The organism is Micromonospora chersina (assembly GCF_900091475.1).
Taxonomy (GTDB): domain Bacteria; phylum Actinomycetota; class Actinomycetes; order Mycobacteriales; family Micromonosporaceae; genus Micromonospora; species Micromonospora chersina.
The window spans coordinates 3028161-3053560 of record NZ_FMIB01000002.1 but is presented as its reverse complement, the minus strand read 5'-3'; the positions used below and the strand labels follow the sequence as shown (position 1 = coordinate 3053560).

The window sequence follows — 25400 nt, the reverse complement described above, 5'->3', positions numbered from 1 at the left end:
CCGGGGACCACCGGGTGGCCCCGGTCGGTCAGCGACCGCCGGCGCGGAACACCTCGGCCACCGTGCGCAGCAGCACCTTGGCGTCCAGCCACAGCGACCAGTTCTCGATGTAGTAGTTGTCGAACCGGGCGCGGTCGGAGATGGGTGTGTCCCCCCGCAGGCCGCTGACCTGCGCCAGCCCGGTCAGGCCCACCGGCACCCGGTGACGCATGGCGTACGTCGGGTACTCGGCGGAGAACTTCTCCACGAAGTACGGGCGTTCCGGCCGCGGGCCGACGACGCTCATGTCGCCGCGCAGGATGTTCCACAGCTGCGGCAACTCGTCCAGGGAGGTACGCCGCAGGAACCGGCCGATCGGGCCGACCCGCTGGTCATGCGCGATGGACCAGTTCGTCTGGGACTCGTGTTCGTCCACCGGCCGCATCGAGCGGAACTTGATGATGTGGAACGGCGTACCGTGCCGGCCGATCCGCTCCTGCCGGAAGAAGATGCCCGGTCCGCCGTCGATGAGCACCGCGAGCGCGCACAGCAGCAGGACCGGGCTCAGCAGGAGCAGCGCCACCAGGGCGAACGCCACGTCGGACGCGCGCTTGAGCGCCCACCGGGGACCGGAGAGCGTGGTGTCGCGGACCTTGACGATGGGAATCGCGCCGATGTGGTCGCCGTGTGACCGGGAACCCCAGAGCCGGGGCACCGCCCACAGGTCACAGCTCGCGTTTGCCGGCCGCCGCAGCACCTCCATGAGCACCGGCTCCGGGCAGTCCGGGTCGGCGATGATGAGCACGTCGCACTCGACGATCCGCACCAGCTGCTCCAGCTCGTCGAGGCGGCCGATCAGCGGGTGGGCCGCCGGCCCCGGACGCGACGAGGTGTCGACACAGCCCACGAAGCGCAGGCCGTACTGGGGGTAGCGACGCAGCAGGCGGGCGAGTTCCACCGCGGTGGGGCCGCTGCCGATGATGATCGCGTTGTGCTCCACCCACCGGCGCTTGCGGGCGATGGTGGCGGCTTCCCGGGTCACCACCCGGCCCACGATCACCAGCCCGGCCGCGACACCCACCAACCGGGTGAAGCCGAGGACGTACTCGGCGGACTCGTGACGCAGGGCGGCGATCATCGCCACCACCGCGGCCGAGGCCAGCAGCCGCCCGCAGAGGCTGGGCAGCTCGTCCAGGATGCTCACGTGCCGCCGGGCGTGGTAGAGCCCTCCGGCGGTGAAGAAGGCGACGGTGAGACCCGCCATCACCAGGGTCCCGCGCCAGTACTGGTGGGTGACCAGCAGCGGAGCGAGCAGCGCGGCGACGTCGACGGGCGCCGTCATCATCCACGCCCGCAGGCCCCGGGTGCGGCGGGAGGCACGGGAGCCGGCGTACGGCAGCACCGCCGTCACGTCCAGCCCGGGCCGCCCCGCCCCGGCCGGAGGCCCGGCCGCCGGCTGGACCGCCGGCCTCAGTGGCACACCGGGCCGGCTGCTCTCGTGGTCGTCATCCGCCACCCCGGACATCCCCTGTGGATGCTCGACAGGATCCCTGGTCGCGGCAGACTGCTGGCCCGTCAACGGTTGCCATGGCATTACTGGTCCTTCCCCCGTGGTGCCCACGCACGGCAGCACTGACCGCACGGAGCGAACGCAGGATATGGTCGGAACCGCCATGCCGACAGGGCCGCCCGGGCAGTCCGGGCTCCTACTTTCCGGCGGGCGCGATTTCGGACACCGCATCCCGGCGTACCGCGTCGTAGAACGTGCGCGCCTTGGCGGTGTCCGGGAACACCACGCTCTCCGTGCCGACCCGGCCGGTGCCCTTCGTGGGGCTGGTGTAGAAGGCGAGGTTCGAACCGCGCAGGCCCCGAAGGTCGGTGGCCATGTCCAGCAGGGACATTCCCTTGTCGACGGACACCGACGAGGTCGACGCCTTGACGAAGGCGTTCAATCTGCCCGGGTTGGTGAGGATGCCGCCGGAGGCCGCCTTGTCGAGGATCGCCTTGATGACCTGCTGCTGGTGACGGATCCGGGCGAAGTCGCCGTCCGGGAACTGCTTGCGCTGCCGGGAGTAGTCCAGGGCCGTCTCGCCGTCCATGTGCTGGACGCCCTTCGCGAACTGGCGGAACGGCGGGTGGATGGAGGTGAACTCCCGGTCGGAGACGATGTCGATGCCCCCGAGCGCGTCGATGATCTCCTTGAACCCGGCGAAGTCCACGATGGCCACGTGGTCGATCCGCACCTTGGTGAACTGCTCGACGGTCTGCACCATCAGCGGCACGCCACCCCAGGCGTACGCCGCGTTGATCTTCGCGTCACGGTCGCCGTGCTGGCCGTCCTTCGAACGCGGCACGTGCACCCAGGTGTCCCGGGGGATGGAGATCAGCTGGGCGCTCTTCCGCCCCTTGGGCAGGTGCGCCACGATGATGGTGTCCGACCGCGAACCGCCGGTGGTCTCCGGGTCGCGCGAGTCGCTGCCCAGGATCATGATGTTCATGGCGTCGGCCGCCGCGACCGGCGGTCGCGCCTCCTGCGGCACACCCTCGAACGCGTCCACCCGCTCGATGTCAGACTCCACCGACCGCAGGTAGAGAGCGGCCGCGCCGGCCCCTCCGGCGCCCAGCAGGGCCAGCACCAGCAGGGTGATCAGCAGGATCCGCCGCCCCCTTCGCCGGCGCGGAGCGGTCGTGGTGCCCGGCCCGGCGTCGCCCGGATCCACTTCGGAACTGCTGGTTGACACGTACGGTCCGGCGACGGTCCGCTGGCGATCTGACATGCGCGCGATGCTACTGACTGACGCCCCGCCGCGCGGACCCTCGTCCGACCGGCCAGCCTCCGTCGCCCGATCGGCGCTTTCCTCCTCAACCGTCACCCCGAACCTGGTACAACGGCACGGGTGGATGCAACGAAGCTCCGTCGGGCCATCGCCCGCAGCCGGCTGGCGCCGGTCGCCGCCTTTCCCAAGCGCCTGGCCCGGGTGGCCCGGCACGACGCCCGGGTGCTGCGCACCTCCGCCCGATGGCTGCTCACCTCCCGGGAGCACCACAACTACACGTACGAGCTGACCAAGCTCAGCAGGCACCACCTGGCCTGGTTCGTCAGCGTGACCTGCGACGTCCCCGTCGGGCAGGTGCGCCGCTGGTTCGCCGAGATCGAGGGCGACGACAAGTTGCGCGTCCACATCGAGACCGCCACCGCCACCGCCTCCCGCCGCGGCCTGGCCGACCGGCAGGTCCGCTACGCCCGCCGCATCGGCTGGTACGCCATTGTCCGCGCCCGCAAACCCGCCCACGTCGTCGAGACCGGAGTCGACAAGGGCCTCGGCAGCTGCGTCCTGGCCGCCGCCCTGCTCCGCAACGCCGCCGAGGGCCACCCCGGCCGGCTCACCTCGCTCGACATCAACCCCGAGGCCGGCTACCTGGCCCGGGCCACCCCGTGGGCCGATGTGGTCGATCTCGTGATCGGCGACTCGGTCGCCTCGATCGGCGCGCTCGACCGGCCGGTCGACCTCTTCCTCCACGACAGCGACCACAGCCGGGTGCACGAACGCAGCGAGTTCGAAGCGGTCGAACCCAAACTCGCCCCCGGCGCCGTGCTGCTCACCGACAACGTCACCGCCACAAACGTCCTCGCCGAGCACGCCGAACGGACCGGCCGCCGGTTCCTCGCCTACCGGGAGACCCCCGCCCGGCACTGGTACCCGGGCGATGGCATCGGCGTCGCCTGGTGACGGACCCGTCTTAGCTTTCGCTTAGCCCGCTTGTCCGGCACCCCACACGTCCGGCAGCATCGACCGGCGTGACCGACGGCAGCGCTCCCAGCCGCCCGACGCCCGCCGGGGACGCGCACCGGCCCGCCCGGGCCGGCCGCCGCCGTGCCCCGACCGGCCCGCGCCGGTGGCTCGCCGCCGGCGGCCTCGCCGCGCTCGCCGCCGTGGTCGCCGTGACCCTCGCGGTACGCGGCGGCGCCGCCCCCGCCTGCGCCGCCCCGCCGCCCCGCGGCCTGCCCGCCGGGGCGCTCGCCGCCCCACCGCTCGGCGGTGCCGTCCACAGCGGAAAGGCCACCTTCTACGACTCGAAGGGCGCCGGCGGCAACTGCTCCCGGCCCGCCGCGCCCGCCAACCACCTCTACGTCGCCCTCGGCCCCGACGAGTACGCGGCCGGCGCGTCCTGCGGCGGCCACCTCGACGTGACCGGCCCCAGGGGCACCGTCCGGGTCCTCGTCATGGACCAGTGCCCGGAATGCGAACCCGGCCACCTCGACCTCTCCGCCGAGGCGTTCGCCCGGATCGCCGACCCCGTGCAGGGCGTCGTCAAGGTCACCTACCGCGCGGTCGTCGACCCGCCCCTGCCCGGCCCGCTCACCTTCCGCCTCAAGGAGGGCGCCTCGCAGTGGTGGTTCGCCGTCCTGGTCGGCGACCACGGCAACCCCCTGCGCGCCGTCGAGGTGCGGCAGGGCGGCTCCTGGCGCGCCGCCGCCCGCGAGGACTACAACTACTGGCTCATCCCCTCCGGCGCCGGCCCCGGGCCGTACACGATCCGGGTCACCGACGCGTACGGCCACCGCGCCACCGCCACCGGCATCCGCATGCTCCCCGGCCAGGTCCAGCGCAGCACCGTCCGGATGTACGGCGCGGCCGCCCCGGCCCGGCCGGCCACGCCCAGCCGCTCGGCGTCGGCCCGGCCCAGCCCCCGGCCGAGCGCCTCGGCTACCCCGTCGACCACCGCGCCGCCCGGGACTCCCGCCGTGGTGGACGCGGCCGCCGCCCCGGCCAGCCTCGCCCCGGTCCCTGCCGGCTGCGGCTGACGTCCTCCCGGCTCCGGTTCGGAGGCTGCCAGGCGCGTCACGCGCGCAGGCGGGAGTCCGGCTCGCGCGTGGGCCCGGCAAACCCGGCCGGGTGCGGATGCGCTTCGGCGCCGGCGGACTCAGGCCGCGGCGGGGCCCAGGTCGAGCCACATGAAGACCTCGTCCCGGTCGTCCCCGGGCGCGAGCCGCAGCGCGCCGGGCAGCCGCCCGACCTCGCGGTAGCCGAGGCGCTCGTAGAACCCGCCCAGGCCCAGCCCGTCCCGGACCGTCACGTGCAACGCCGCCAGACCCAGTTCCCGGCCGATCCGCTCCGCCTCACGCATCATCGCCGCGCCGTAGCCGCGCCCCTGCGTGTCCGGATGCACCATGACCCGCTTCAGCACCCGCCAGTGCGTCTTCAGGTGGAACCGGTTGTCTCCGATGATCAGGACGCCGACGAGACGGTTGCCCTCGTAGCCGGCCAGCAGCCGGTCCGGGCCGTCGCTGATCGCGGCGAAGGTCGTCGCGGCCATGGGCCGCACGTCGGCCTCGGTCACCGGGGCGACGAAGCCGACCGCGCCGCCGGCGTTCGTCACGTCCACCCAGAGGGCGATGATCTGCTCGCGCAGCTCGGGGGTGAGGTCGGGGTCCAGGACGAAACGCAGGTTCACGCCCGCCATCCTGCGCGAGGCGACGCGGCCCGACCCGGGATCGTGACCCTCGTGACACCGCTGCTGGTGCGGGAGGGGGGTTTCGAACCCCCACGTCCTCTCGGACACAGGCTCCTAAGGCCTGCGCGTCTGCCGTTCCGCCACTCCCGCCGACCCGCTGAGTCTAGAGCGTCGCGCCGAGACGGTGTGCAGTCCGGCCCGCCGCAGGATGTTCGACACCGTCCCGTGGCTGATCACCGTCGCGCCGTCGGAGGCCGCACGGATCGCATCGGCGAGCTGCGTGGCCCGAGGCCGGGATTCGCCAGCGCGTGCCGCACCACGACCTCGTCCCAGGGCGAGCCGCGGGCCGGCCGAGGTGCGGGTGCCAAGGTGCCCCGAGTGGCGAGTCGAGCTCGCAGCCGGGCCACGCGGTTGCGGTGACAGCCGATCCGCCGGGCGGCCTCGCCCGGACCGAGCATTCCCTGTTCCACCTGCCGGATCAGGTCCTCCACGCGGTCCGCCGGCAGTCGCTTCGCAGGGCCCGGTGCGCCGAGTCCGGTGGGGGCCGGGGCTGGAGTCCACCATCGGCCTTGTTGCGGCCGGCGAAGGTGTCGGTCTGGCTGTGGCAGTTCGGGCAGAGGATCCGCAGGTTGGGCGGCCGGTTGTCGAGGAAGTCGCCGTTGACGTGGTCGACGTGCAGGGTCAGCGGCCGGCCGCGCCAGACCGGGCCCACCCGGCACTCCTCGCACTCCTCGGGCACGCCGATGTCGCCCAGCGCCCACTTCAGCCGGGTGCCCGGAGTGCGTCGCGAGCCGGCGGGCAGTCGCACGAGCAGCTGCGATGACCTGGTGCGCCGTGCGCCGCGCTGCCCCTTGTTGTGCACGCTGCCGGTGAAGTGCGAGGTGTCGATGCCGAAGCGCTTGAGCTGCCGGCTGATGTGCGCGTGCGAGCCGCCGCTGACCCGTACCCCGAGCAGCCGCATGACCTCGGTCACGCTGCGCGCCTGCGCCGCCGCGGCCCCCAGCCGTTCGGGCGGGTACTTGTAACGAGGCATGCGCGCACCGTAGCGGCGGCCTGCGACAGGTTCAGTCGAGGCCGAGGTCCCGGCGCAGCTTGGCGACGTGCCCGGTGGCCTTGACGTTGTAGAGCGCCCGCTCGATCTTCCCGTCCTCGTCGACGACGAAGGTCGAGCGGATCACCCCGGTGACGGTCCGGCCGTACATCTGCTTCTCGCCGAACGCGCCGTACGCGGTCAGCACGGACTTGTCGGTGTCGGCGACCAGCGGGAAGGTGATGGCGTCCCGGTCGCGGAACTTGGCGAGCTTCTCCGGTTTGTCCGGGGAGATGCCGACGACCTCGTAGCCGGCCGCCTGGAGCGACGCGAGCGAGTCGCGGAAGTCGCAGGCCTGCTTGGTGCAGCCGGGGGTCATGGCGGCCGGGTACGCGTACAGGATGACCTTGCGGCCGCGCAGGTCGGCCAGGGACAGGGTCCCGCCGCTGTCGGTGGGGAGGGTGAACTCGGGGGCGGGGTCGCCGGGGTTCAGGCGGTCGGTCATGGCGCTGACGATACCGCCGCTGGGCGGTCCGGTGCGGGTGTCGACGCGCCGCCCGGGTGATGATCACCATGGCTTGTTGCAAGGGATTGGCAACAACGACCGTACGCAAATAAGCTCAGCGGGTGGAAACCCTGGCGATGCACATCTCGAACGGGATCATCGACGGTCCCGTCGCCGCGGTGTTCGCGGCCCTCGCGCTGGCCGTGCTCACCTTCTGTGTGCTGCGCGGGCGCCGTGACCTCGACGACCGGCTGGCGCCGATGGCTGGCCTGGTGGCCGCGTTCATCTTCGCCGTGCAGATGCTCAACTTCCCGATCTTCACGGCCGGGGTCAGCGGCCACCTGCTCGGTGGCGCCCTGGCCGCCATGCTCGTCGGCCCGTGGGTGGGCGCGCTCTGCGTCGCCGTGGTGCTTGTCGTGCAGGCGCTGGTGTTCGGCGACGGCGGGGTGGCCATGCTCGGCCTCAACATCACGAACATGGCGATTCTCGGCACCGCTGCCGCGTACCTGCTGATCGCGCTGCTGCTGCGGGTGCTCCCGCGCACCCCGGCCGGGCTCGCCGTCACCGCCTTCGTCTCCGCGCTGGTCAGCGTCGTGGTGGCGTCCCAGGGCTTCGTGCTCCAGTACTGGCTGGGCGGCACCACCGACCTGGGCGGCAACCTCACCGGGCTGGCCGGCACGATGGCCGGCGTCCACCTGCTGATCGGCATCGGCGAGGGCCTGATCACGGCAACCACGGTGGTCACCGTCGCCAAGGTCCGCCCCGACCTGGTGTACGCGCTGCGCGCCCTGAAGCCGGCCGTGCCGGCTCCCGCCGTCCCGGTCGCCGGAGGTGCCCGATGAGCAAGCGTCCCTGGCCGTTCGTCCTCGGTGGCCTGCTGGTGGCCCTGCTGCTGGCCGGCGTGGTCAGCAACTACGCCTCGGCGCACCCGGACGGGCTCGACTCGTCGCTGCTCAAGGGTTGCACGGTGAACGCCGACCACGAGATCACCGGCGGCAGTTGCCCGGCCCAGCAGGCGAAGGACCATGAGCTGGCCGACAGCCCGCTGGCCGACTACGGCGTCCGGGGGGTGAGCAACGGCTTCCTCTCCACCGGCCTGTCCGGCGTGCTCGGCGTGCTGCTCACCTTCGCCCTCGGCGGCGGCCTGTTCTGGCTGGCCCGCCGCCGCGGCCCGGCGACCGACCCGTCAAGCGGCCCCACCGACGGCCCGACGGAAGGCCCGGCCGGCCCCGACAGCGACCCGACCGCGGACGAGCGCGCGGCGCGCGCCGCCGGCACCCGCTGAGCCCGGGATGGGTGCCGGCCACGCCCACGTGCTCTACCGCGAGTCGTACTCCCGGGTGCACCGCCTTCCGCCGGAGGTGAAGATCGTCGCGATGGTGCTGTTCACCGTCGCGGTGGTCGCCACGCCCCGGGAGGCGTACTGGGCCTTCGGTGGCTACGCCCTGCTGGTCGCCGCCGTGGCGGCGCTGGCCCGGGTGGGGCCGGGCTGGCTGCTCGGCCGGGCGCTGATCGAGTTGCCGTTCGTGCTGTTCGCGTTCGCGCTGCCGTTCTTCGGCACCGGGGAGCGGGTCGAGGTGGCCGGGCTGAGCCTCTCCGTCGACGGGCTGCACGGCGCGTGGAACATCCTGGCCAAGGGCACGCTCGGCGTACTCGCGTCGCTCCTGCTGGCGGCGACCACGACGACGCGGGACCTGATCGTCGGCCTGGACCGGCTGCGCTGCCCGCAGATCCTCACCCAGATCGCCACGTTCATGCTGCGCTACCTGGACGTGCTGGTGGGGGAGGCCCGGCGGATGCGGGTGGCCCGGGTGTCCCGGGGCGACGACCCGCGCTTCCTCTGGCAGCTGCGCGGGTTCGCCGCCGGTGTGGGGGCGCTCTTCCTGCGGGCCTTCGAGCGGGGCGAGCGGGTCTACCTGGCGATGGTCTCCCGCGGCTACACGGGCCGGATGCCGGCGGTGTGGCAGGGCGCGGGCGCGGCCACCGCGGGCCAGTGGGCGGCCGCCGCGACGGTCCCGGCGATCGCGGCCTCCATCGCCGCCGTCGCACTCGTCCTGACATGATCGGGTACGTGCAGCAGCCGCCCTCCCTGGACGTCCGTGGCGTCCGGTACGCCTACCCGGACGGTCACGTCGCCCTGCACGGGGTGGACCTGACCGTGCCGCGCGGCGACCGGGTGGCGCTGCTCGGGCCGAACGGCGCCGGCAAGACCACGCTGGTGCTGCACCTCAACGGCATCCTCACGCCGACCGAGGGGACGGTCAGCGTCGGCGGCCTGGCGGTGAGCCGGGACCGGGACACCCTGGCCGAGATCCGCCGCCGGGTGGGCATCGTCTTCCAGGACCCGGACGACCAGCTGTTCCTGCCCACTGTCGCCGAGGACGTGGCGTTCGGCCCGGCCAACCTGGGGTTGCGCGGGGCGGAGCTGGCCGCCCGGGTGGACGAGGCGCTCGCCGCCGTGGGGATGAGCGAGCACCGGGACCGGGCGCCGCACCACCTCTCGTTCGGGCAGCGCCGCCGGGTGGCGGTGGCCACCGTGCTCGCCATGCGCCCGGAGATCCTGGTGCTGGACGAGCCGTCGTCCAATCTCGATCCGGCCGCCCGCCGGGAGCTGGCGGAGATCCTGCGCGGCCTCCCGGTGACCCTGCTCATGGTGACGCACGACCTGCCGTACGCGGCGGAGCTCTGCGACCGCGCGGTGATCCTGGACGCTGGCCGCATCGCAGCCGACGCCCCCACCCTGGACCTCCTGTCCAACGAGCCCCTGCTGGCCCAGCACCGCCTGGAACTCCCCTACGGCTTCGCCCCCCGCCCCTCCTGACCCCCGCGATCTTGCACGTTCGGCCCTCCCGGACCGGGATGAAAGCCGCAACTCAGGGGCCGGAACCGCAAGATCGGCGGGAGCGTCAGCGGGGGACGGGGGTGGGGCGGGTCGTCCGGGCGGCGGCGTGGAGGCGGAGCAGGCCGGCGGTCACCGCGCCGGCGCCCGTGGCCAGGGCCACGGTGACCAGCACCCGGGTCAGGGTGGGTGGGCCGGCCATCGGGGGGACCGCACGGGACAGGGCGGCCAGGTTCCCGATTCCGGCGAACAGGGTCACGCAGGCGCCGGCCAGTGCCAGCGCGAAGTCGGCGGCGGGGCGGCGGGCCAGGGCGTACCCGCCGGCGGCGAGCGCGCCGAGCCCGGTGAGCAGCGTCCACAGCTGCCCGGTGAGCAGTTCGAGCAGCACCGCGCCGGTCCCGGCGGCGCCGGTGTCCACGGCTTTGCCGACGGTGAGCGCCACTGTCGCCGCCCCGCCCAGGGCGAGCAGCGCGCCGGCCCCGCGCAGCGCGCGGACGCCGGTGGCGGTGCCGGCCGGGACCAGCCCGGCCGCGCCGATCACCAGGAGGCCGAGGGTGGCGGCCACCCACCAGGGGTACGCGTCCGGCGGCGGCACCCAGTCCAGGGTCCCGCGTACCTCGACCGTCGCGGTGCCGGCCCGCAGCGGCACCACCCAGTCGCGGATCCGGTGCTCGCGGCCGGGGTCGGCGGCCACCTGGGCGGGCGGTTCCGACTCCCGCCAGAGGGTCCGCTGGTCGTGCCAGCGGGCGGTCGGCCCGTCGGAGATCCGCCGCCAGGCCGGCGCGGCCGCGGGGTCGGCCTCCGGCGGGAGCGGTGTTTCCCCGGCGAGGGTGCGGTTCAGGTAGGTGGCGGGGGAGTGGGCGTTCTCGTACACCCCGCCGGGCCCGATCCGCAGGTACGGCTCACCGGAGTAGCCGAGCACCTCGATGTCGGCCCCCGTGCGGTTGGTCAGCTCCAGGCGGGCGCCGGCCTCGACCATCCGGGCGGTGAGCCCGGGCCGGGCGGGGCCGACCCCGGTGACCTCGGCCCGGAAGTCGGTCCCGGCGGGGGCGTCGGCGCCGTGCGCGGCGGCGGGCGTGGCGAGGGTGAGGAGGGCGGCGAGCGCGGCGGTGACCACCAGGCCGGCCCGCCGCAGCGGTGCGGGGATCACTTGCCGGCCGCCTCCACCGCCGCCTTGATCCCCTCCGGGGAGCGGTCCGCGACGTCCCTGCCGTTCACCCGGATGGTCGGCGTGCCGGTGACGCCGGACTTGCTGGCGTCGTCGGTGACGTGCTCGGTCCACCCCTTGTACTTGCCGTCGTTGACGCAGGAGCCGAAGTCGTCGCGGTTGAGCCCGACGCCGGCGCCGATGTCGATCAGCTCGTCGTCGCTGAGCCCGGCGCTGCCCTCGGCCGGCTGGCGGGCGAAGAGCTGGTCGGTGAACTCCTTGAACTTGCCGCCCTGGGCGGCGCAGCCGGAGGCGGCCGAGGAGCGGGTGGAGTACTCGGTGGTGGAGAAGCGGTTGAGGAAGGCCACCGGGTGGAAGTTCACCCGGATCTTGCCGTCGCTGATCAGCTGGTTGAGCGTCGCGCCGCTGGTCTCCTGGAACTGCTTGCACACCGGGCAGAGGTAGTCCTCGTACAGGTCGACGGTGACCGGTCCCTGGCCGAGGACGATGGCGGTGCCGGGCGGGTTGGCGCCGGGCGGGGTCGTGAAGCTCTCCGACTTCTGGCTGGAGTAGACCGCCCAGCCGATCAGCCCGGCGATCACCAGCACCGCGACCGCGGCGACGGAGGTCCAGATCGTGCGGGTGCGCCGCTTCTCCCGGGCGAGCTGGGCGCGGACCACCTGGGCCGCGTTCTTCCGCCCCTTGCGACTACTCATCGAGGTCCTCCACGGGTGATTCGCCCGCCAGCCAGCCGTCCACCGAGAACGGGGTGCGGGGCCAGATCAGCAGGAATCCGGCCAGTACCAGGAATCCCAGGTCCCGGAGGATCTCCGGGAGGTAGCTCGGGGCCTGGCCGGCGGCGAGCTGCCCGCCGCTGCCGAAGCACCCGCAGTCGATGGCCAGGCCGCGGGACCAGGCCGAGGCGATGCCGGTGACGAAGACCAGCAGCAGCGCCGTGGAGACGCCCGCGACCACGCGGGTGGCCAGCCCGACCAGCAGGAGCACGCCGAGCGCCAGCTCGACGAAGGGCAGCGCGGCGCCGATCACGGTGGCCAGGTCGTACGGCATCACCTGGTAGGCGTTGACGGCCCGGCCGGAGGCGGCCAGGTCGTCGATCTTCGCGCCGCCGGCGACCAACCAGACGGCGGCCAGGCCGAGGCGGGCCGCGACGCCGAGCCAGGGCCGGGCGGCGGGCCAGCGGGCGGCCCGGGTGCGGGATGCGGTCACGCTCGTTGGTCGGCCCGTCTCCGAGGAAAGTTCCACGATCAACCCGCCAGCGCGTCGCCGACGGCAGCGACCAGCTCGTCGCGGGCCCGGGCGACGCGGGAGCGGATGGTGCCCACGGGCACCCCTTCCACCGCGGCGGCCTCGGCGTACGACAGGCCGAGCAGCTGGGTGAGCACGAACGCGGAGCGCCGCTCGGCGGGGAGCCGGCGCACCAGGTCGGTGGCGCCGAGCTGCCCGGCCGGATCCGGGTACGGCCGGTCGGCGACCGCGTGCGCGGCGAGCCGCTGGTCCAGCCGCCGGCGGCGGACCACTGTGCGCAGGTGGTCGGCGCAGGCGCGCCGGGCGATGCCGAGCAGCCAGGTCCGCGCGGTGGACCGCCCCTCGAAGCCGGGCAGCGCCCGGAACGCCCGCAGGTACGTCTCCTGGGTCAGGTCGTCCGCGCTGTCCGGGTCGACCAGGGCGGCGGCGAAGCGCCACACCTCGGCCTGGGTGGCCCGGACGAAGGCGGCCTGGGCGGCCGGATCGCCGTCGCGGGCGGCCAGCGCCGCGCCGGTCGCGGCGTCCCGCGCAGCCTCGTGGGCCGCCGCGGGGCGGCCGGCGGAGGTGTCGCGCGGGGCGGGGATCACGTCAGACGAGGTTACGCGGCGTACCGGTGCCCGACAGGGTCCTTCGGCCCATTCCGTGGTCCGGCCCACGCCGGGAACTTTTCCCGCCGGCCCGCCGACTACCTTCTCGTGAACTGCGACGACGTGCGCGAGGCGCGCTCGCCCCGGCCGGCCCGCGCGCAGTGGCCGGCCACGGCGCCGGGGCGCGGATGAGGTCGGGTCGCCGGGCGCCGCACGGTTCGGGAAGCATGACGGTCATGACTGCTGCCGTACGCCGCCGCCCCGTGGCCGGCGCCGACCGTCGCCGGGTCGCCCGGCTGGGGGCCGCCGCCGGACTGCTGGTCACCCTCGTCGCCCTGCTGCTGGCCCCGGCCACCCCGGCCAGCGCCCACGCGGTGCTGGTGAGCAGCAGTCCCGCCGCCTCGGCGGTGGTGCCCAGCGCGCCCGCCGAGGTGGTGATCACCTTCAGCGAGGGGGTCCGCAAGGTTCCCGACAAGGTGCGGGTGATCGCCCCCGACGGCTCCCGCGCCGACCGGGGCGAGCCCACCTTCAAGGGCGCCGTGGTCACCATCCCGGTGGACCCGTCCGGCGCGCGCGGCACCTACCTGGTCAGCTACCGGGTGATCTCCGCCGACAGCCACCCGGTCTCCGGGGCGTTCACCTACTCGGTCGGCGCGCCGTCCACCCCGCCGACCGACACCGGCACGGACACCCGGGCGAACCCGGTGGTGGGCAACGCCGTCAAGGTGGCCAAGTACCTGGGCTACGCCGGGCTGCTGCTGCTCGTCGGCCCGGCCCTGGTGCTGGCCGCGCTCTGGCCGCGCCGGCTGTCCCGGCGCGGCCCCGCCCGGCTGGCCTGGTCCGGCCTGGGCCTGCTGGCCGTGGCCACCCTGGCCGAGATGTGGCTCCAGGTGCCCTACACCAACGGCGGCGGCCTGTTCGACGTCTCCGGCTCGGGCTTCGGCGACGTGCTCAACAGCACGTACGGCACCGCCCACCTGGTCCGGCTCGGCCTGCTCGCCGCGGCGGCGTTCCTGCTCCGCCCGCTCTTCGCCGGCCCGGTCGGCCGCACCGACGGGCTCATCCTGGCCATCCTCGGCGGGGCGGCGCTGTTCACCTGGCCCCTCGCCGGGCACCCGGCCGCGTCGCCGGCGCCCGCCGTGTCGGTGGTGGTGGACGCCGTGCACCTGGGCAGCATGGCCGTCTGGCTGGGCGGCCTGGTGATGCTCGCGGTCTTCCTGCTGCGCCGGGCCGACGAGCGCGAGCTGGACGCGATCCTGCCGATCTGGTCCCGCTGGGCGGCCCTCGCCGTGGCCGCGCTGCTGCTCGCCGGCACCGTGCAGGGGCTCATCGAGGTGGCCACCCCGAAGGCGCTCGTCGACACCACGTACGGGCGGCTGCTGCTCGCCAAGATCGTGCTGTTCGCGCTGGTGGTCGTGGTGGCCGCGTACTCCCGGTCGCTGGTCCGGCGGCGCACCGCCGCGGGGCGCCCGGGCCTGATGCGGCGGGCCGTGCTGGCCGAGCTGGCGATCACCGCGGTGGTGCTCGGCCTCTCGGCGACGCTGGTGCAGACCACCCCGGCCCGGACCGCCTCGGCCGACGTGGCCGGCGCGCCGGCCGGCTACTTCTCGACCACGCTGAGCAGCCCGATCTACTCCCTGCAGGTCGAGCTGGACCCGGCCGAGACCGGCAGCAACTCGCTGCACCTCTACGCGTACACCAAGGACAACCGGCCCCAGCCGGTGCAGGAGTGGAAGGCCACCGCCGCGCTGCCGTCGGCCGGCATCGAGCCGATCACCATCCCGCTGCTGCCGCTGACCGACAACCACGCCTTCGGCGAGATCAGCCTCCCGGCGGCGGGGCAGTGGCAGCTGCGCTTCACCGTCCGTACGTCCGACATCGACCAGGCCACGGTGACCGCCACCGTGCCCGTCAAGTAACGGAAGGCCCGCCCACATGATCCGTCTCCGGCGTCCCGCAACCGCCGCCGCGCTCACCCTCGCCGCCGTGGCCACGGCCGTGCTCGGCCTGGCCGGGCCGGCCTCGGCGCACGTCACCGTCAACCCGACGGAGGCCAGGCAGGGCGGCTACGGCCGCTTCGCCTTCCGGGTGCCGAACGAGAGCGACACGGCGTCGACCACCAAGGTCGAGGTGAACCTGCCGGAGAACGCCCCGGTCGGCTCGGTCTCCACCATGCCGGTGCCCGGCTGGACGGTGACCGTGGAGAAGCGCAAGGTCGACCCGCCGATCGAGGTGCACGGCAGCCAGCTCACCGAGGCCGTCTCCAAGCTCACCTGGACGGCGGCGCCGAACGGCGGAGTCAAGCCTGGCGAGTTCCAGGAGTTCCCGGTGTCGATGGGCCCGCTGCCGCAGGCCGACCGGATGGTGTTCAAGGTGCTGCAGACCTACTCGGACGGCAACATCTCCCGCTGGATCGAGGAGCCGACCCCGGGCGGGGAGGAGCCGGAGAACCCGGCCCCGGTGCTCACCCTGACCGCCGCCACGGCCTCCGCCTCGCCGGTCGCGAGCGCCCCGGCGGCCGCCGCGGACGACGACGATGACGACGCCGACACCGGCACGGCCACCGCGTTCGGCGTGGCCGGTCTGGTCGCCGGCCTGGCCGGCCTGGTCCTCGGCGGGCTGGCCTTCCTGCGTACCCGCCGGGAGCCCGCCGCGAAGTCCTGACCTCCGCCCGCCCGCTGGATCTTCCGGTGGGCCGGCGGCCTTTCGCCGGTCCTCCAGGTGCTTGCCGTGGATATCCGGCGATTGTGTGGTCGCCGTCGGTAAGGTCGGCCGGGTACTTCGCTACCGAGGGGGACGACGCGAATGCGTTTCGTGCGCACGATCGCCGGCATGCTGCTGTTGACCGTGGGGATTCCGGCTCTGCTGGTGGGCGCCGGGCTCTGGCTCGCCGCCCGGCACGCCGACCCGGACGGCGGGTTCGCCGCCCGCTTCGAGACGGTCCGCACCCCCGCCCGGGCGGTCGTGGTGTCCGACGTGGACGCCCTGCTCCGCGCCGAGGCGCCGGTCGCCCGGGCCGGGCAGACCCGGCTTCGGCTCACCGCGCGGACCGCCGACGGTCCGGCCTTCCTCGGCCTGGCCCCGACCGATCAGGTGCGGCGGTGGCTGGCCGACGTCCCGCACGCCGCCGTGCGCCGGGTCGCCCTGGCCCGCGGATCGCTGCCGGTCCGCCTCGACCCGGCCACCGCCGGCACCGCCGCCGCCGTCCCGCTCGGCCAGGACTTCTGGGTACGCGAGGGTATCGGCGCCCTGGAGTGGAGCCCGGCCGAGTTGGCCGACCGGTCGCTGAGCCTCGTGGTGATGCGGCCCGACGGGCGGGCCGACCTGGCCCTGGACCTGCGCGCCGAACTGCGCGCCGGCTGGTTCCCGGGTGTGGCCTGGGCGTTGCTGGCCGGCGGGACGCTGCTGGTGGTCCTCGCCGTGGTGCTGCTGTTGCGACCGGTGCGCCCCCGCGAGGTGGTCTTCGTCGTCGAGCCGGACCAGGTTCCGGTGCTGGCCGGGCGGCTGGGGGTCAGTTCGCTCAGCGGGCTGGGCCAGCGGTCGGAACCGTCCACCCTGCCCGATCGGCAACTGGTCTCCGTGGGCTCGGCGCCCACCGGCCGCTCCCGCGCGGCGATCGGCCCGGTGCCGAGCCGGCGGCCGGTGAGCCTGGCCGACCTGCCGGCCGACGCGGACTGGTCGTGGCCCCCGGTGGCCGCCGCGGACACGCCCCGGCCGGTCCGGCCGGCCACACCGGTCGACGAGTGACACCCCGCCCCGCACGGCGGGTGGCCCTCCGCGCTGCCGACGCGAAGGGCCACCGTCACCGGGGGAATTCGGTGCTACCTGGGAGAAACCTGAGGTAGTTGCGACCAGATTAGCGCTGAACGCTGCTTGTCGCGAGTTCTGTCCAGTTAGTGCAAGTTTCCGGCCGCGGCGTCGACCCGCTCCGGCGCCGGCCGGCGGGTCGGCAGCACGGCCAGCAGCAGCAGGCTGAGCAGCACGTACGCGTTGCGGGTGACGAACTCGCCCGGGTTGTCGGTGCGCGCCGGGGCGACACCCCAGTCCTGGAAGGTGACCACCCCGTAGATGATCACGAAGCCGGTGCCGATGGCGAGGCCGAGCAGCCAACGCCGGCGGCGGGCCCCCGCCACCGTGCCCCGGTCGGTGTCCAGCGCCGCTTCGACAAGCACCACGGCCGCCGGGATGAACCAGTACAGGTGGTGCGTCCAGGTGATCGGGCTGACCAGGCCGCCGACCAGGCCGGTCAGGGTGAGGCCGGCCAGCGCGTCCCCGGCCCGCGCGGCGCGGGCGGCCCGCCACAGCCCGTAGGCCGCGACCAGCAGCGCCAGCAGCAGCCACGGGAGCTGGCTGGGCTTGTCCGGCGCGGTGATCCGGCTGAGCAGGCCGAACAGCGACTGGTTGCCGGTGTAGTCGGTCCGGCCCACCCGGTCGGTCGCCCACAGCTCGTGGGTCCAGAACCGCCACGAGTCGCCGGGCGCGACCGCGGCCGCGAGCAGCGTGGCCAGCGCGGCGGTCACCGCGGCCACCGCCGCCGCCCGCCAGCGCCGGGTGGCCAGCAGGTAGAGCACGAAGATGCCGGGGAACAGCTTGAGCGCCGCCGCCAGCCCGACGCCCACGCCGGCCCAACGCCGCCCCTGCGGTACGCCGAACAGCAGGTCGCCCAGGATCAGCACCACCAGCAGCATGTTGATCTGCCCGAAGGTGAGCGTCTCCCGGGTGCTCTCGACGGCCAGGACCAGCAGCACGGCGACCGTGACGGTGAACAGCGCCGGCAGGTCGTGCCGCCGCACCACGGGCAGCACCAGCCAGCGCGTGGTCGCCACCACGCCCACCACGGTCAGCACCGTGAAGATCGCGATGGTGGCGCCGAGCGGCAGCAGCGCGAAGGGCCGCAGCAGCAGCGCCGCGAACGGGGGATAGGTGAAGTAGAGCGCGCCCTGCACCCGGTCCGGCTGGACGTAGTCGTAGAGCGGGTGACCGGCCGCCCACCAGTCCATCGCCCGCATGTAGATCTTGAGGTCGAAGAAGTCGTGCACCAGGCCCGGCAGGTAGAGCGCCGGCAGCACCGCCGCGAGCGCCACCACCGTGACCAGCCGACGAGCCGTACGCCCACCCGGGTCGTCCTCGGTGACGGCGGGTGGTGCGACGGGTTCGGCTGGCACGGGGAAACCCTAGCGGTCCACCTGGGCGAGGGTGCTTCAGGCGCGGGCGGGTCGGCGGCGCGTAGTCTGTCCCGGTGGCTGATCTTCTCGTCTGGATCGACTGTGAGATGACCGGGTTGGACCTCGGGCGGGACGCGCTGATCGAGGTCGCCGCGCTCGTCACCGACCCCGACCTGAACGTGCTGGGAGAGGGCGTCGACGTGGTCATCCACGCCGACGAGGCGGCGCTGGAGGCGATGCCGGAGATCGTGCGCACCATGCACGGCAAGTCCGGCCTCACCGAGGAGGTACGCCGCTCCACGGTCACCCTGGCCGAGGCCGAGGACATGGTGCTCGACTACGTCGCCAGCCACGTGAAGGATCCCCGGACCGCCCCGCTGTGCGGCAACTCCATCGCCACGGACCGGGGCTTCATCGCCCGGGACATGCCCCGGCTCGACGCCCACCTGCACTACCGGATGATCGACGTCTCCTCGATCAAGGAACTCTGCCGGCGCTGGTACCCGCGGGTGTACTTCGGCCAGCCGCAGAAGGGGCTGGCCCACCGGGCGCTGGCCGACATCCGGGAGAGCATCCGCGAGCTGGAGTACTACCGGCGGACCGTCTTCGTGCCGCTGCCCGGCCCGGACGTGGAGACCGCCAAGGGGATCGCCGCCCAGCTCTGAGCCCCGCCGGGCGGCCCGGCCCGAACCCGCTGGACGGGGCCGGCAGGGGTGTGGCTATTATTAGTCCGCGCACCGCCCGGCCGACCGGCGCGGAGAGCATGGTGGCTGTAGCTCAGTTGGCAGAGCACCGGGTTGTGGTCCCGGTTGTCGTGGGTTCAATTCCCATCAGTCACCCCAGGAAGACCGAAGCCCCCTCCTCCGGGAGGGGGCTTCCGTCGTTTCCGGCCCCGCAACGCCCGGCGGCCCCCTCCGGGATGGAGGAGGCCGCTGGAGTGTCCGTCGGTCAGGGGGTCGGCTCGACGCTCGGCTCGTCCGCGCTCGGGCTGGTGTCGTCGCCCGGCTCGGCCGGCGGCTCGTACGGCACGGCGCTGCCCTTGACGTACTCGTCCCAGCTCATGTTCCAGTCGGTCCAGCCGTTGCCGTTCTGGAGCTTGCGCTCGGTGCCCTTCACCGTGATCGGGTCGCCGATGCGGGTGTTGGCGAAGAGCCAGTTGCCGTCCTTCATCGAGACGTTCACGCAGCCGTGCGAGACGTTCGTCCTGCCCTGCACACCCTCGGACCAGGGCGCGGCGTGGATGAACTCGCCGCCCCAGGTGAGCCGCTGGGCGTAGTCGATCTCGGTGCGGTAGCCCTCCTCCGGGCCCAGCTCCTCCATGGTGTCGAAGACCGTGTGGCGGAGCTTCTCGATCACCACCATGGTGCCGCTGGACGACGGGGTGGTCTTCTTGCCGAGGCTCACCAGGATCGTCTTGATCACCTGGCCGTCCCTGGTGACCGTCATCTTCTTGGTGCGGTTGTCGACGGTCATCACGAACGACGGGCCGATCTTGATGTCGACGGTGAGGTCGGAACGCCCGTACCAGCCGTCGCCGAGCGGCAGCCCACCCGCCTGCACCTTGTAGGTGACCGTGCTGTTGGCCTTCCAGAACTCCTTCGGCCGGTAGCGCACCTCGGTCGGGCTGACCCAGTGCCAGATGCCCTCCTGGGCGGGCTTCGCGGTGACCGTCATGCGGCGCTGGAGGTCGTCGCGGTAGTCCTCCGGGATGGCCCGGCCGAACTTGACGATCAGCGGCATGGCCACCCCGACGACCTGGTTGTCGCCGAGGAAGCTGGTGACCCGGATCTGCTTGCCCGGCTTGGCCATGGTGGTGAAGGTGCTCGTGGCGGTGGCCGGCTTGCCGTCGTCGCCCGTCGCGGTCACCGTCGCGGTGTAGGTCTCGCCGTAGGCCAGCGCGCCGTCCGGCAGCCAGCTCTTCCCGTCCTTGGCGAGCTGGCCCTCGACGACCTTGCCGGCGGAGTCCTTCAGCTCGACGGTGGTCTCCTCCGCCTCCTTCGTGGTGAAGGTGACGGCGGTGGAGGCCGGCACGTCCTTGGCGTCGGCCGCGGGCTCGGTGATGGTGGCCGACGCCTTCGGGCCCTTCTCCCCGCCACCCTGCCAGCTCGACGGCTTGTCGTCGCCGCCGCTGCCGGTGCAGCCGGTCAGGGCCATGGCGGCGGCGAGCACCGCCGCCGCGAACACGCGGCGTCGCCCGCCGCGCCGGGCGGTCCCGCCCCGGATCAGCTCGTCCTGGCTAGCTCGCATGCTTCCCTCACAGTCGTGGTCCCGGGTCCCATCGTCCCCTACAGACGCACCGGAACGGTTACCCGTTGCCGGACGTGAACCGAAACACCCCGCCCGTGATGTAACGATTCCGATATCCTGCGGCGCTTTGTCGATCGGAGTGGTCCATCCTCCACCCGCCCGTACGTGGCCGAACGGTCGCCGGCGATGCCGCGTCCGCCCACGTTACGCCTGCTCAGAAGGGCGAACCCTGGCCGCCCTCCGGCACCGGCAGGGCGCTGCCCTCGACGAACTGCGACCAGCTCATGCTCCAAGCCGTCCAGCCGTTGCCCGGCTCCAGCCGCCGCTCCGTGCCCCGCACCGTGATGGGGTCGCCGACAAGCGTCTTGCCGAAGAGCCACCGGCCGTTCGCCATCGAGACGTTGACGCAGCCGTGCGAGACGTTCGCCCGGCCCTGCACCCCCTCCGACCAGGGCGCCGCGTGGATGTACTCGCCGCCCCAGGTGAGCCGCTGCGCGAAGTCGATCTTGGTGACGTACTGGTTGTCGGGATCCGGCTCGTCGCGGGTGTCGAAGACCGTGGACTCCTTCTTCTCCATCACCACCATGGTGCCGCTGGAGGAGGGAGTGCTCTTCTTGCCGAGGCTCACGGGCAGGGTGCGGACCACCGCGCCGTTCTCGTACACCGTCATCTGCTTGGTCGCGTTGTCGACCTTCATCTCGAACGCGCGGCCGATCTTGGCGGTGGCGCTGCGGTCGACGTTGCCGTAGCGGCCGTTGCTCAGCGGGATCCCGGCCAGCGCCAGCCGGACGGTGATCGTGGTGCCCGGCTTCCAGTACTCAGGTGCTCGGTAGTAGGCCTGCGTGCCGTTGTAGAGCCAGTGCCAGGCGCCCGGCTGCGGCGGGTCGGTCTGCACGAACATCCGCTTCTGCACCGCGGCGCGGTCCTTCTTCGGGATGCCCGGCGAGAACTCGGCGACCACCGGCATGGCCACCCCGTACGTCTTGCCGCTGAACATGTAGAGCCCCGAGCCGATCATCGACTTCGGCTTGGCCATCGTGGTGAAGCTGCTGCTGCCCTGCCGGGTCTGGCCGTCCGTGCCGGTGCCCGTGACCGTGGCGGTGTACCTGGTCGCGTACTTCAGCGGGGCCGACGGCACCCACGACGAGCCGTCCCGGCGCAGCCGGCCGGCGACGGTGGCGCCGTCGGCGGCGGTGAGGACGACCTTCGACACCTTGCCGCCACCCGGGATCCGGGCGCTGATCTCGGTGCTGACCGGCCGCTTGTCGGACCCGTCGGCGGGGCTCACCGCCAACGCCGGCAGGGCGGGCTCGCTCGGGTCGCCCGTCGTGTCCGGCGACGTGGTCGGGACCCCGTCGCCCTGCTGCGCGCCGGCCACGAACGCCGGCTTCTTCTGGTCGTCGCCGCACCCGGTCAGTGCCAGCGACGCCGTGAGGACCAGGACGCCCACCATCGCCCCGGTCCGCGCGAACCTGCCCATCCCCACCTCTGTTCTCGCGTGCCTGGCGGACATCGTGCCGCATGAGCGCCCGTGCTCTGCGCCCCTCGGCCGGGGAGCTGCGAACTTTGTGCGCTTTCGCCGGTTAAGCTCGTCCGAAGGGTGGAGCCCGGTATCGGATTGGAACCCGGGTCTGGGGGCGTGCTAAGGTTCTTCCCGTTGTCAGCGAGCGCCGCTAGCTCAACTGGCAGAGCAGCGGACTCTTAATCCGCGGGTTCGGGGTTCGAGTCCCTGGCGGCGCACGACAAGCGAAACTCAGGCCCGGTGCGATGCACCGGGCCTGAGTCTTTTGGCCTCTTGTTCATGCTGGCTCAGGCCGGCGGGTGGTGCTCCGGCCGTAGCCGCCGGCACCCTGGGCCAAAGGGTGGCCGCCCCTGGAAGGGGCCGATCGGCGGCGTGTTACCGTTCCTGCCGTTGCCGACGAGCGCCGCTAGCTCAACTGGCAGAGCAGCGGACTCTTAATCCGCGGGTTCGGGGTTCGAGTCCCTGGCGGCGCACGGTTCGGTCAGGCCCGGTCCTCTCGGACCGGGCCTGACGCATTTCAGGGTCCGGCTCGCCGCCGCCGCACCGCTTGGCTCATGCGAGATCGAGACGCTGTCGATGCCGTCTGCCGCCGGCTTGGGGGGCGTCTGTCGACCCCTGGCCTGACTCACCCCGCTCCGGCACCCGATCGGCGCGATCACGTCCGCCTGCCCCGCACCGTGGGTGCGAGGTGCCTTTGCTCTGCAGCCATTCACGCAGCGGCCCTGGTGGGGACGTGGTGCGTCCGTGGCTGCAGAGCGGCGACCCCTGGGCCTGCGGTGGCGGCAGGCCGTTCCGGTGGTGCCCCCCCGGCACGGGACCGGGGCTGATGTCCGGTTCGTTCGCTGCCAACGCCGCTGGGTGGAACGCTATGTATGTCTCCCGGTGGGGGATACCTACATGACGTGCCCCGACCGAGGTCATCTGGGCCGTATTGTCCGGTTCGCCGTGGTCGGCGGCACTCTGGCGGCGGAATGGTCGGCGGGTGGGCGTCGTTGTATCTGCGTGAACGGCCGAGGAAGGGCGCCCCGCCAGGCGGGGTGGTCGGGCCCGGAATGATGGTGGGCTGCCGGTCGTTGTACATGGTCCCGGCGCGACGAAGAGGCCCCGCCCCGCACGCCGGATCCCCCCAAGACTTCTTTTGAGCGCCTGACGGTGCTTGCGCACACGCCGACCCCCATCGGCGTGGTGCGCCAACCCCCGAATGGAGCTTTCCCCCATGAACACGATGCTGCGGAAGAGCGTTCTCGGTATTGCTGGTCTGGCTTTCACCGGTGGTGTGTTCGCCGGTCCGATCGCCGCTCACGCCGACGCCGCCCCCGTGCAGGGCAGCAAGCCGGTCGCGGTGAGCGTGCAGGGTGACAAGCTGATCCCGCACGGTGTGCAGGGCGCGCAGTCGCACATCGACCTGAACGATGAGCAGCTGGCCAACGCCAAGGCGATCATCGCCGCGACGAAGAAGGCCGGTCTGCCGGAGCGGGCGGCGGTCATCTCGATCGCCACGTCGCTGCAGGAGTCGAAGCTGGAGAACCTGGGTCACCTCGGCGACCGCAACGACCATGACTCGCTGGGCCTGTTCCAGCAGCGCCCGTCCTCGGGTTGGGGCACGCCGGAGCAGATCACCGATCCGGAGTACTCGACGCTGGCGTTCCTGAAGGGTCTGAAGCAGGTTGACGGGTGGCAGGACATGCCGCTGACCGAGGCCGCTCAGACCGTGCAGGTCTCGGCCTACCCGGATGCGTACGCGCAGTGGGAGCAGCAGGCCGCCGACATCGTCGCCCACAACTGGAACAGCTGACACACGCACGAAGGCCGGTACCCCGAGCGGGTGCCGGCCTTCGGTGTTGGACAGGCCACAGTGGAGCAGCGAGGGCTGCTCGGCGGAGGCGGTTACCTGATCGCCCGGCGCCGCCGCACCCGCTTCGTCGCCTGACCGCACGCCAACCGAAGCGCCCCGACCCGCTCCCGCGGGCCGGGGCGCTTTGCCGTCCACTGCTCCCGTGGATCGTCAACCGATGGTTGACGGAGGGCTGCCGTCAACCTATGGTTGACGCATGGAGGAGACAGAGCCGCTGAAGATGAACCACCCGGTACGCCTCGACGACCTGATCGACGGCATCAAGAAGGCGCACACGGACGCCCTCGACCAGCTCGCCGACGCCGTCCTGGTCGCCGACCACCTGGGCGACGTCGCCGACCACCTGATCGGGCACTTCGTCGACCAGGCCCGCCGGTCGGGGGCCTCCTGGACGGAGATCGGCCGCAGCATGGGGGTGAGCAAGCAGGCCGCCCAGAAGCGGTCCGCCGCGAAGGCCGAGACGGCCGCCGCGCTCGACCCGAACGCCGGCTTCGGCCGGTTCACCCCGCGGGCCCGCAACGTCGTGTTGTCCTCACAGGAGGAGGCGCGCGCCGCCGGGAACGCCGAGATAACGCCGGGGCACGTCGCCCTCGGCCTGCTCGCCGAGCCCGAGGGCCTGGCGGCGGCGCTGATCGTGGCTCGGGGCGTACCCCTGGAGCGGCTGCGGGAGGTCGTCACCGCGACCCTGCCGGCGAAGGCCGACCAGGTCCCGGACCTCATCCCCTATGACGCGCGGGCCAAGAAGGTCCTGGAGCTGACCTTCCGGGAGGCGCTGCGGCTGGGCCACAACTACGTCGGCACCGAGCACATCCTGCTGGCCCTGCTCGAGGAGGAGGGCGGCGACGGCGTGCTCACCGGGCTCGGGCTGGAGAAGGCGGCCCTGGAGTCCGCGGTCGAGGGCGCCCTGGCCGAGATCACCCGCAAGCGGGCCTGAACCACACCCGCGCCGCTTCGGGCACGCGCCACGGGGGCGCGTGCCCGGCACGGGCGCGTCAGGCGGTGGGGAAGCCGTAGCGGGCCGCGTGCTCCGGGTCGGCGGGGTCGACCTGGCGGATCCCGGCGTCGGCGAGGCGCTTGTTCACCTCGTCGAGCCGGTCGCGGACCAGCCGGGCCTCCTCCTCGGTGACCCGGCCGCGGTGCGGCTTGCCGGCGTGCTCGATGGTGCCGTAGTCGACCTTCTCGGCGCCGCGCCGGGCCTTGGGCGGCTTGACCCGCTCGGCGGTGCGCAGCAACTGCGCCATGGGCACGTCGGTGGCCATGGCGTCGAACTCGCTGGCGGTCAGCACCACCCGGCGCGGTTCGCCCCCGCCGTGCTTGTCGTGGATCTCCACCACGGCCACGTCCAGCGCGGCGTCGTCGATGCTCTCCACCTCGACCGGGGTGGCGTCGAGTTGCACGGGCCCGGCGACCAGGTCCGGGTGCTCCAGCACGACGACCCTGACCACCTCGTCGTCGGGGCGCAGCACCTGGCCGCTGAAGTCGGAGACGTGGATCGTCTTCTTGCCCATGCGCGGAGCTTCTCCTGTGGTTGGCCGGATTCGGACCACAAGACGCTACAGGACAGGTGTGCGAAAGCTCGGTGCGGAGCGGCCCGGGCGTGTCAGCGGGCGGTGAGGCCGCGCCGGGTGGAGGCGCCGGCGGGCAGCGCGTTCAGCTCCGCCCAGGAGAGCGACCCGCGCCGGGCCCCCCGGTAGTCGGCCTGGGCCGGGAACCGCCCGGCGGCCTCGACGGCCTGCCAGCGCTGCTCGGCGTCCTGCTGGTACCGGTCATTCGGCTGATTCGGCATGACCATTACCGTCCC

General features: G+C 73.1%; 26 protein-coding genes and 4 tRNA genes. 15 read left to right on the top strand and 15 right to left on the bottom strand.

The annotated features are described in order from the left end of the window. Positions 1 to 28: 28 nt before the first annotated feature. On the bottom strand, positions 29 to 1495 hold the full coding sequence (locus tag GA0070603_RS13895; protein WP_425270432.1) for a sugar transferase: 1467 nt from the start codon (positions 1493 to 1495) through the stop codon (positions 29 to 31). Positions 1496 to 1685: 190 nt separating this feature from the next. Continuing rightward, positions 1686 to 2756: an LCP family protein gene (locus GA0070603_RS13890; protein WP_091312948.1), complete on the bottom strand. Its 1071-nt coding sequence runs from the start codon at positions 2754 to 2756 to the stop codon at positions 1686 to 1688. Positions 2757 to 2876: 120 nt separating this feature from the next. On the opposite strand from GA0070603_RS13890, the gene GA0070603_RS13885 reads away from it, so the two are divergent. After that, positions 2877 to 3710, top strand: a complete 834-nt coding sequence (locus GA0070603_RS13885) for an O-methyltransferase (protein WP_091312946.1) — start codon at positions 2877 to 2879, stop codon at positions 3708 to 3710. A gap of 68 nt (positions 3711 to 3778) precedes the next feature. Further along, positions 3779 to 4786: an expansin EXLX1 family cellulose-binding protein gene (locus GA0070603_RS13880; RefSeq protein WP_091312943.1), complete on the top strand. Its 1008-nt coding sequence runs from the start codon at positions 3779 to 3781 to the stop codon at positions 4784 to 4786. Positions 4787 to 4905: 119 nt separating this feature from the next. On the opposite strand, the gene GA0070603_RS13875 is transcribed toward GA0070603_RS13880, so the two are convergent. From GA0070603_RS13875 to bcp, 4 genes are all read right to left on the bottom strand, one after another. After that, on the bottom strand, positions 4906 to 5436 hold the full coding sequence (locus GA0070603_RS13875) for a GNAT family N-acetyltransferase (RefSeq protein WP_091312940.1): 531 nt from the start codon (positions 5434 to 5436) through the stop codon (positions 4906 to 4908). Positions 5437 to 5500: 64 nt separating this feature from the next. Next, a tRNA-Leu gene (locus tag GA0070603_RS13870) sits at positions 5501 to 5586 on the bottom strand. A gap of 328 nt (positions 5587 to 5914) precedes the next feature. Then, positions 5915 to 6469 carry an HNH endonuclease gene (locus tag GA0070603_RS13865; RefSeq protein WP_139131870.1) on the bottom strand — a complete coding sequence of 185 codons (555 nt, stop codon included), beginning with the start codon at positions 6467 to 6469 and terminating at the stop codon, positions 5915 to 5917. A gap of 31 nt (positions 6470 to 6500) precedes the next feature. Beyond that, positions 6501 to 6971, bottom strand: a complete 471-nt coding sequence (gene bcp, locus GA0070603_RS13860; RefSeq protein ID WP_091312939.1) for a thioredoxin-dependent thiol peroxidase — start codon at positions 6969 to 6971, stop codon at positions 6501 to 6503. Positions 6972 to 7093: 122 nt separating this feature from the next. Between bcp and GA0070603_RS13855 the strand changes: the two genes are divergently transcribed. The 4 genes from GA0070603_RS13855 to GA0070603_RS13840 are packed head-to-tail and all read left to right on the top strand — an operon-like array spanning position 7094 to position 9792. Beyond that, the gene (locus GA0070603_RS13855; protein ID WP_091312935.1) at positions 7094 to 7813 is read left to right on the top strand and encodes an energy-coupling factor ABC transporter permease; all 720 of its coding nucleotides are present in this window, start codon (positions 7094 to 7096) and stop codon (positions 7811 to 7813) included. Continuing rightward, on the top strand, positions 7810 to 8256 hold the full coding sequence (locus tag GA0070603_RS13850; RefSeq protein WP_091312932.1) for a PDGLE domain-containing protein: 447 nt from the start codon (positions 7810 to 7812) through the stop codon (positions 8254 to 8256). The genes GA0070603_RS13855 and GA0070603_RS13850 overlap by 4 nt, the downstream gene beginning before the upstream one ends. A 7-nt stretch (positions 8257 to 8263) precedes the next feature. Next, positions 8264 to 9034 (top strand): cobalt ECF transporter T component CbiQ, encoded by a 771-nt coding sequence (cbiQ, locus tag GA0070603_RS13845; protein WP_091312929.1) that lies wholly within the window; start codon positions 8264 to 8266, stop codon positions 9032 to 9034. Continuing rightward, complete coding sequence (locus GA0070603_RS13840; protein WP_091312925.1) at positions 9031 to 9792, top strand: energy-coupling factor ABC transporter ATP-binding protein; 762 nt, start codon at positions 9031 to 9033, stop codon at positions 9790 to 9792. Before cbiQ ends, GA0070603_RS13840 begins: the two co-directional genes overlap by 4 nt. 85 nt (positions 9793 to 9877) lie before the next feature. Here the strand turns inward: GA0070603_RS13840 and GA0070603_RS13835 are convergent, their stop codons facing one another. The 4 genes from GA0070603_RS13835 to GA0070603_RS13820 are packed head-to-tail and all read right to left on the bottom strand — an operon-like array spanning position 9878 to position 12810. Beyond that, positions 9878 to 10960 (bottom strand): hypothetical protein, encoded by a 1083-nt coding sequence (locus tag GA0070603_RS13835; RefSeq protein WP_244282518.1) that lies wholly within the window; start codon positions 10958 to 10960, stop codon positions 9878 to 9880. Then, positions 10957 to 11673: a DsbA family protein gene (locus GA0070603_RS13830; protein WP_091312922.1), complete on the bottom strand. Its 717-nt coding sequence runs from the start codon at positions 11671 to 11673 to the stop codon at positions 10957 to 10959. The genes GA0070603_RS13835 and GA0070603_RS13830 overlap by 4 nt, the downstream gene beginning before the upstream one ends. Continuing rightward, positions 11666 to 12184 (bottom strand): MauE/DoxX family redox-associated membrane protein, encoded by a 519-nt coding sequence (locus GA0070603_RS13825; protein WP_244282517.1) that lies wholly within the window; start codon positions 12182 to 12184, stop codon positions 11666 to 11668. The genes GA0070603_RS13830 and GA0070603_RS13825 overlap by 8 nt, the downstream gene beginning before the upstream one ends. A 38-nt stretch (positions 12185 to 12222) precedes the next feature. Beyond that, on the bottom strand, positions 12223 to 12810 hold the full coding sequence (locus tag GA0070603_RS13820; RefSeq protein WP_091312914.1) for a sigma-70 family RNA polymerase sigma factor: 588 nt from the start codon (positions 12808 to 12810) through the stop codon (positions 12223 to 12225). A gap of 236 nt (positions 12811 to 13046) precedes the next feature. On the opposite strand from GA0070603_RS13820, the gene GA0070603_RS13815 reads away from it, so the two are divergent. The 3 genes from GA0070603_RS13815 to GA0070603_RS32645 all read left to right on the top strand — a co-directional run bounded on the left by GA0070603_RS13815 (position 13047) and on the right by GA0070603_RS32645 (position 16557). After that, positions 13047 to 14729: a copper resistance CopC/CopD family protein gene (locus tag GA0070603_RS13815; protein ID WP_091321925.1), complete on the top strand. Its 1683-nt coding sequence runs from the start codon at positions 13047 to 13049 to the stop codon at positions 14727 to 14729. A gap of 16 nt (positions 14730 to 14745) precedes the next feature. After that, on the top strand, positions 14746 to 15474 hold the full coding sequence (locus tag GA0070603_RS13810) for a YcnI family copper-binding membrane protein (RefSeq protein WP_091312911.1): 729 nt from the start codon (positions 14746 to 14748) through the stop codon (positions 15472 to 15474). A gap of 141 nt (positions 15475 to 15615) precedes the next feature. Then, complete coding sequence (locus GA0070603_RS32645; protein ID WP_091312908.1) at positions 15616 to 16557, top strand: hypothetical protein; 942 nt, start codon at positions 15616 to 15618, stop codon at positions 16555 to 16557. Positions 16558 to 16703: 146 nt separating this feature from the next. On the opposite strand, the gene GA0070603_RS13800 is transcribed toward GA0070603_RS32645, so the two are convergent. After that, a complete protein-coding gene (locus GA0070603_RS13800; RefSeq protein ID WP_091312906.1) occupies positions 16704 to 17975 on the bottom strand; it encodes a glycosyltransferase family 87 protein in 1272 nt (423 codons plus the stop codon). A gap of 74 nt (positions 17976 to 18049) precedes the next feature. Between GA0070603_RS13800 and orn the strand changes: the two genes are divergently transcribed. Both orn and GA0070603_RS13790 read left to right on the top strand, forming a co-directional pair. Further along, positions 18050 to 18640, top strand: coding sequence for an oligoribonuclease (gene orn, locus GA0070603_RS13795; RefSeq protein ID WP_091312903.1), 591 nt, complete (start codon positions 18050 to 18052; stop codon positions 18638 to 18640). A gap of 101 nt (positions 18641 to 18741) precedes the next feature. Beyond that, positions 18742 to 18817: transfer RNA gene (locus tag GA0070603_RS13790), tRNA-His, on the top strand. Between the two features lie 106 nt (positions 18818 to 18923). On the opposite strand, the gene GA0070603_RS13785 is transcribed toward GA0070603_RS13790, so the two are convergent. After that, the gene (locus GA0070603_RS13785) at positions 18924 to 20222 is read right to left on the bottom strand and encodes a L,D-transpeptidase (protein ID WP_091312900.1); all 1299 of its coding nucleotides are present in this window, start codon (positions 20220 to 20222) and stop codon (positions 18924 to 18926) included. Positions 20223 to 20436: 214 nt separating this feature from the next. Then, on the bottom strand, positions 20437 to 21702 hold the full coding sequence (locus tag GA0070603_RS13780) for a L,D-transpeptidase (RefSeq protein WP_091312897.1): 1266 nt from the start codon (positions 21700 to 21702) through the stop codon (positions 20437 to 20439). A 187-nt stretch (positions 21703 to 21889) separates the two neighbouring features. Between GA0070603_RS13780 and GA0070603_RS13775 the strand changes: the two genes are divergently transcribed. The 4 genes from GA0070603_RS13775 to GA0070603_RS13760 all read left to right on the top strand — a co-directional run bounded on the left by GA0070603_RS13775 (position 21890) and on the right by GA0070603_RS13760 (position 24533). Continuing rightward, a tRNA-Lys gene (locus tag GA0070603_RS13775) sits at positions 21890 to 21962 on the top strand. 182 nt (positions 21963 to 22144) lie between these two features. Then, positions 22145 to 22217 (top strand) — tRNA-Lys (locus tag GA0070603_RS13770). A 743-nt stretch (positions 22218 to 22960) separates the two neighbouring features. Beyond that, positions 22961 to 23539 (top strand): hypothetical protein, encoded by a 579-nt coding sequence (locus GA0070603_RS13765; protein WP_091312894.1) that lies wholly within the window; start codon positions 22961 to 22963, stop codon positions 23537 to 23539. 256 nt (positions 23540 to 23795) lie between these two features. Continuing rightward, positions 23796 to 24533, top strand: coding sequence for a Clp protease N-terminal domain-containing protein (locus GA0070603_RS13760; RefSeq protein ID WP_091312891.1), 738 nt, complete (start codon positions 23796 to 23798; stop codon positions 24531 to 24533). Positions 24534 to 24591: 58 nt separating this feature from the next. On the opposite strand, the gene GA0070603_RS13755 is transcribed toward GA0070603_RS13760, so the two are convergent. After that, the gene (locus GA0070603_RS13755) at positions 24592 to 25107 is read right to left on the bottom strand and encodes a hypothetical protein (protein WP_091312888.1); all 516 of its coding nucleotides are present in this window, start codon (positions 25105 to 25107) and stop codon (positions 24592 to 24594) included. 92 nt (positions 25108 to 25199) lie between these two features. Beyond that, complete coding sequence (locus tag GA0070603_RS13750; protein WP_091321922.1) at positions 25200 to 25385, bottom strand: DNA repair protein; 186 nt, start codon at positions 25383 to 25385, stop codon at positions 25200 to 25202. Positions 25386 to 25400 lie beyond the last annotated feature (15 nt).

Excerpts from the sequence above, each read along its gene's own strand:
- GA0070603_RS13850 (WP_091312932.1), top strand. The coding sequence starts at position 7,810 with ATGAGCAAGCGTCCCTGGCCGTTCGTCCTCGGTGGCCTGCTGGTGGCC.
- GA0070603_RS13815 (WP_091321925.1), top strand. The coding sequence starts at position 13,047 with ATGACTGCTGCCGTACGCCGCCGCCCCGTGGCCGGCGCCGACCGTCGC.
- GA0070603_RS13890 (WP_091312948.1), bottom strand. The coding sequence starts at position 2,756 with ATGTCAGATCGCCAGCGGACCGTCGCCGGACCGTACGTGTCAACCAGC.
- GA0070603_RS13785 (WP_091312900.1), bottom strand. The coding sequence starts at position 20,222 with ATGCGAGCTAGCCAGGACGAGCTGATCCGGGGCGGGACCGCCCGGCGC.
- GA0070603_RS13830 (WP_091312922.1), bottom strand. The coding sequence starts at position 11,673 with ATGAGTAGTCGCAAGGGGCGGAAGAACGCGGCCCAGGTGGTCCGCGCC.
- GA0070603_RS32645 (WP_091312908.1), top strand. The coding sequence starts at position 15,616 with ATGCGTTTCGTGCGCACGATCGCCGGCATGCTGCTGTTGACCGTGGGG.
- GA0070603_RS13760 (WP_091312891.1), top strand. The coding sequence starts at position 23,796 with ATGGAGGAGACAGAGCCGCTGAAGATGAACCACCCGGTACGCCTCGAC.
- GA0070603_RS13810 (WP_091312911.1), top strand. The coding sequence starts at position 14,746 with ATGATCCGTCTCCGGCGTCCCGCAACCGCCGCCGCGCTCACCCTCGCC.
- GA0070603_RS13765 (WP_091312894.1), top strand. The coding sequence starts at position 22,961 with ATGAACACGATGCTGCGGAAGAGCGTTCTCGGTATTGCTGGTCTGGCT.
- GA0070603_RS13840 (WP_091312925.1), top strand. The coding sequence starts at position 9,031 with ATGATCGGGTACGTGCAGCAGCCGCCCTCCCTGGACGTCCGTGGCGTC.
- GA0070603_RS13750 (WP_091321922.1), bottom strand. The coding sequence starts at position 25,385 with ATGCCGAATCAGCCGAATGACCGGTACCAGCAGGACGCCGAGCAGCGC.
- GA0070603_RS13755 (WP_091312888.1), bottom strand. The coding sequence starts at position 25,107 with ATGGGCAAGAAGACGATCCACGTCTCCGACTTCAGCGGCCAGGTGCTG.
- bcp (WP_091312939.1), bottom strand. The coding sequence starts at position 6,971 with ATGACCGACCGCCTGAACCCCGGCGACCCCGCCCCCGAGTTCACCCTC.
- GA0070603_RS13865 (WP_139131870.1), bottom strand. The coding sequence starts at position 6,469 with ATGCCTCGTTACAAGTACCCGCCCGAACGGCTGGGGGCCGCGGCGGCG.
- GA0070603_RS13780 (WP_091312897.1), bottom strand. The coding sequence starts at position 21,702 with ATGGGCAGGTTCGCGCGGACCGGGGCGATGGTGGGCGTCCTGGTCCTC.
- cbiQ (WP_091312929.1), top strand. The coding sequence starts at position 8,264 with ATGGGTGCCGGCCACGCCCACGTGCTCTACCGCGAGTCGTACTCCCGG.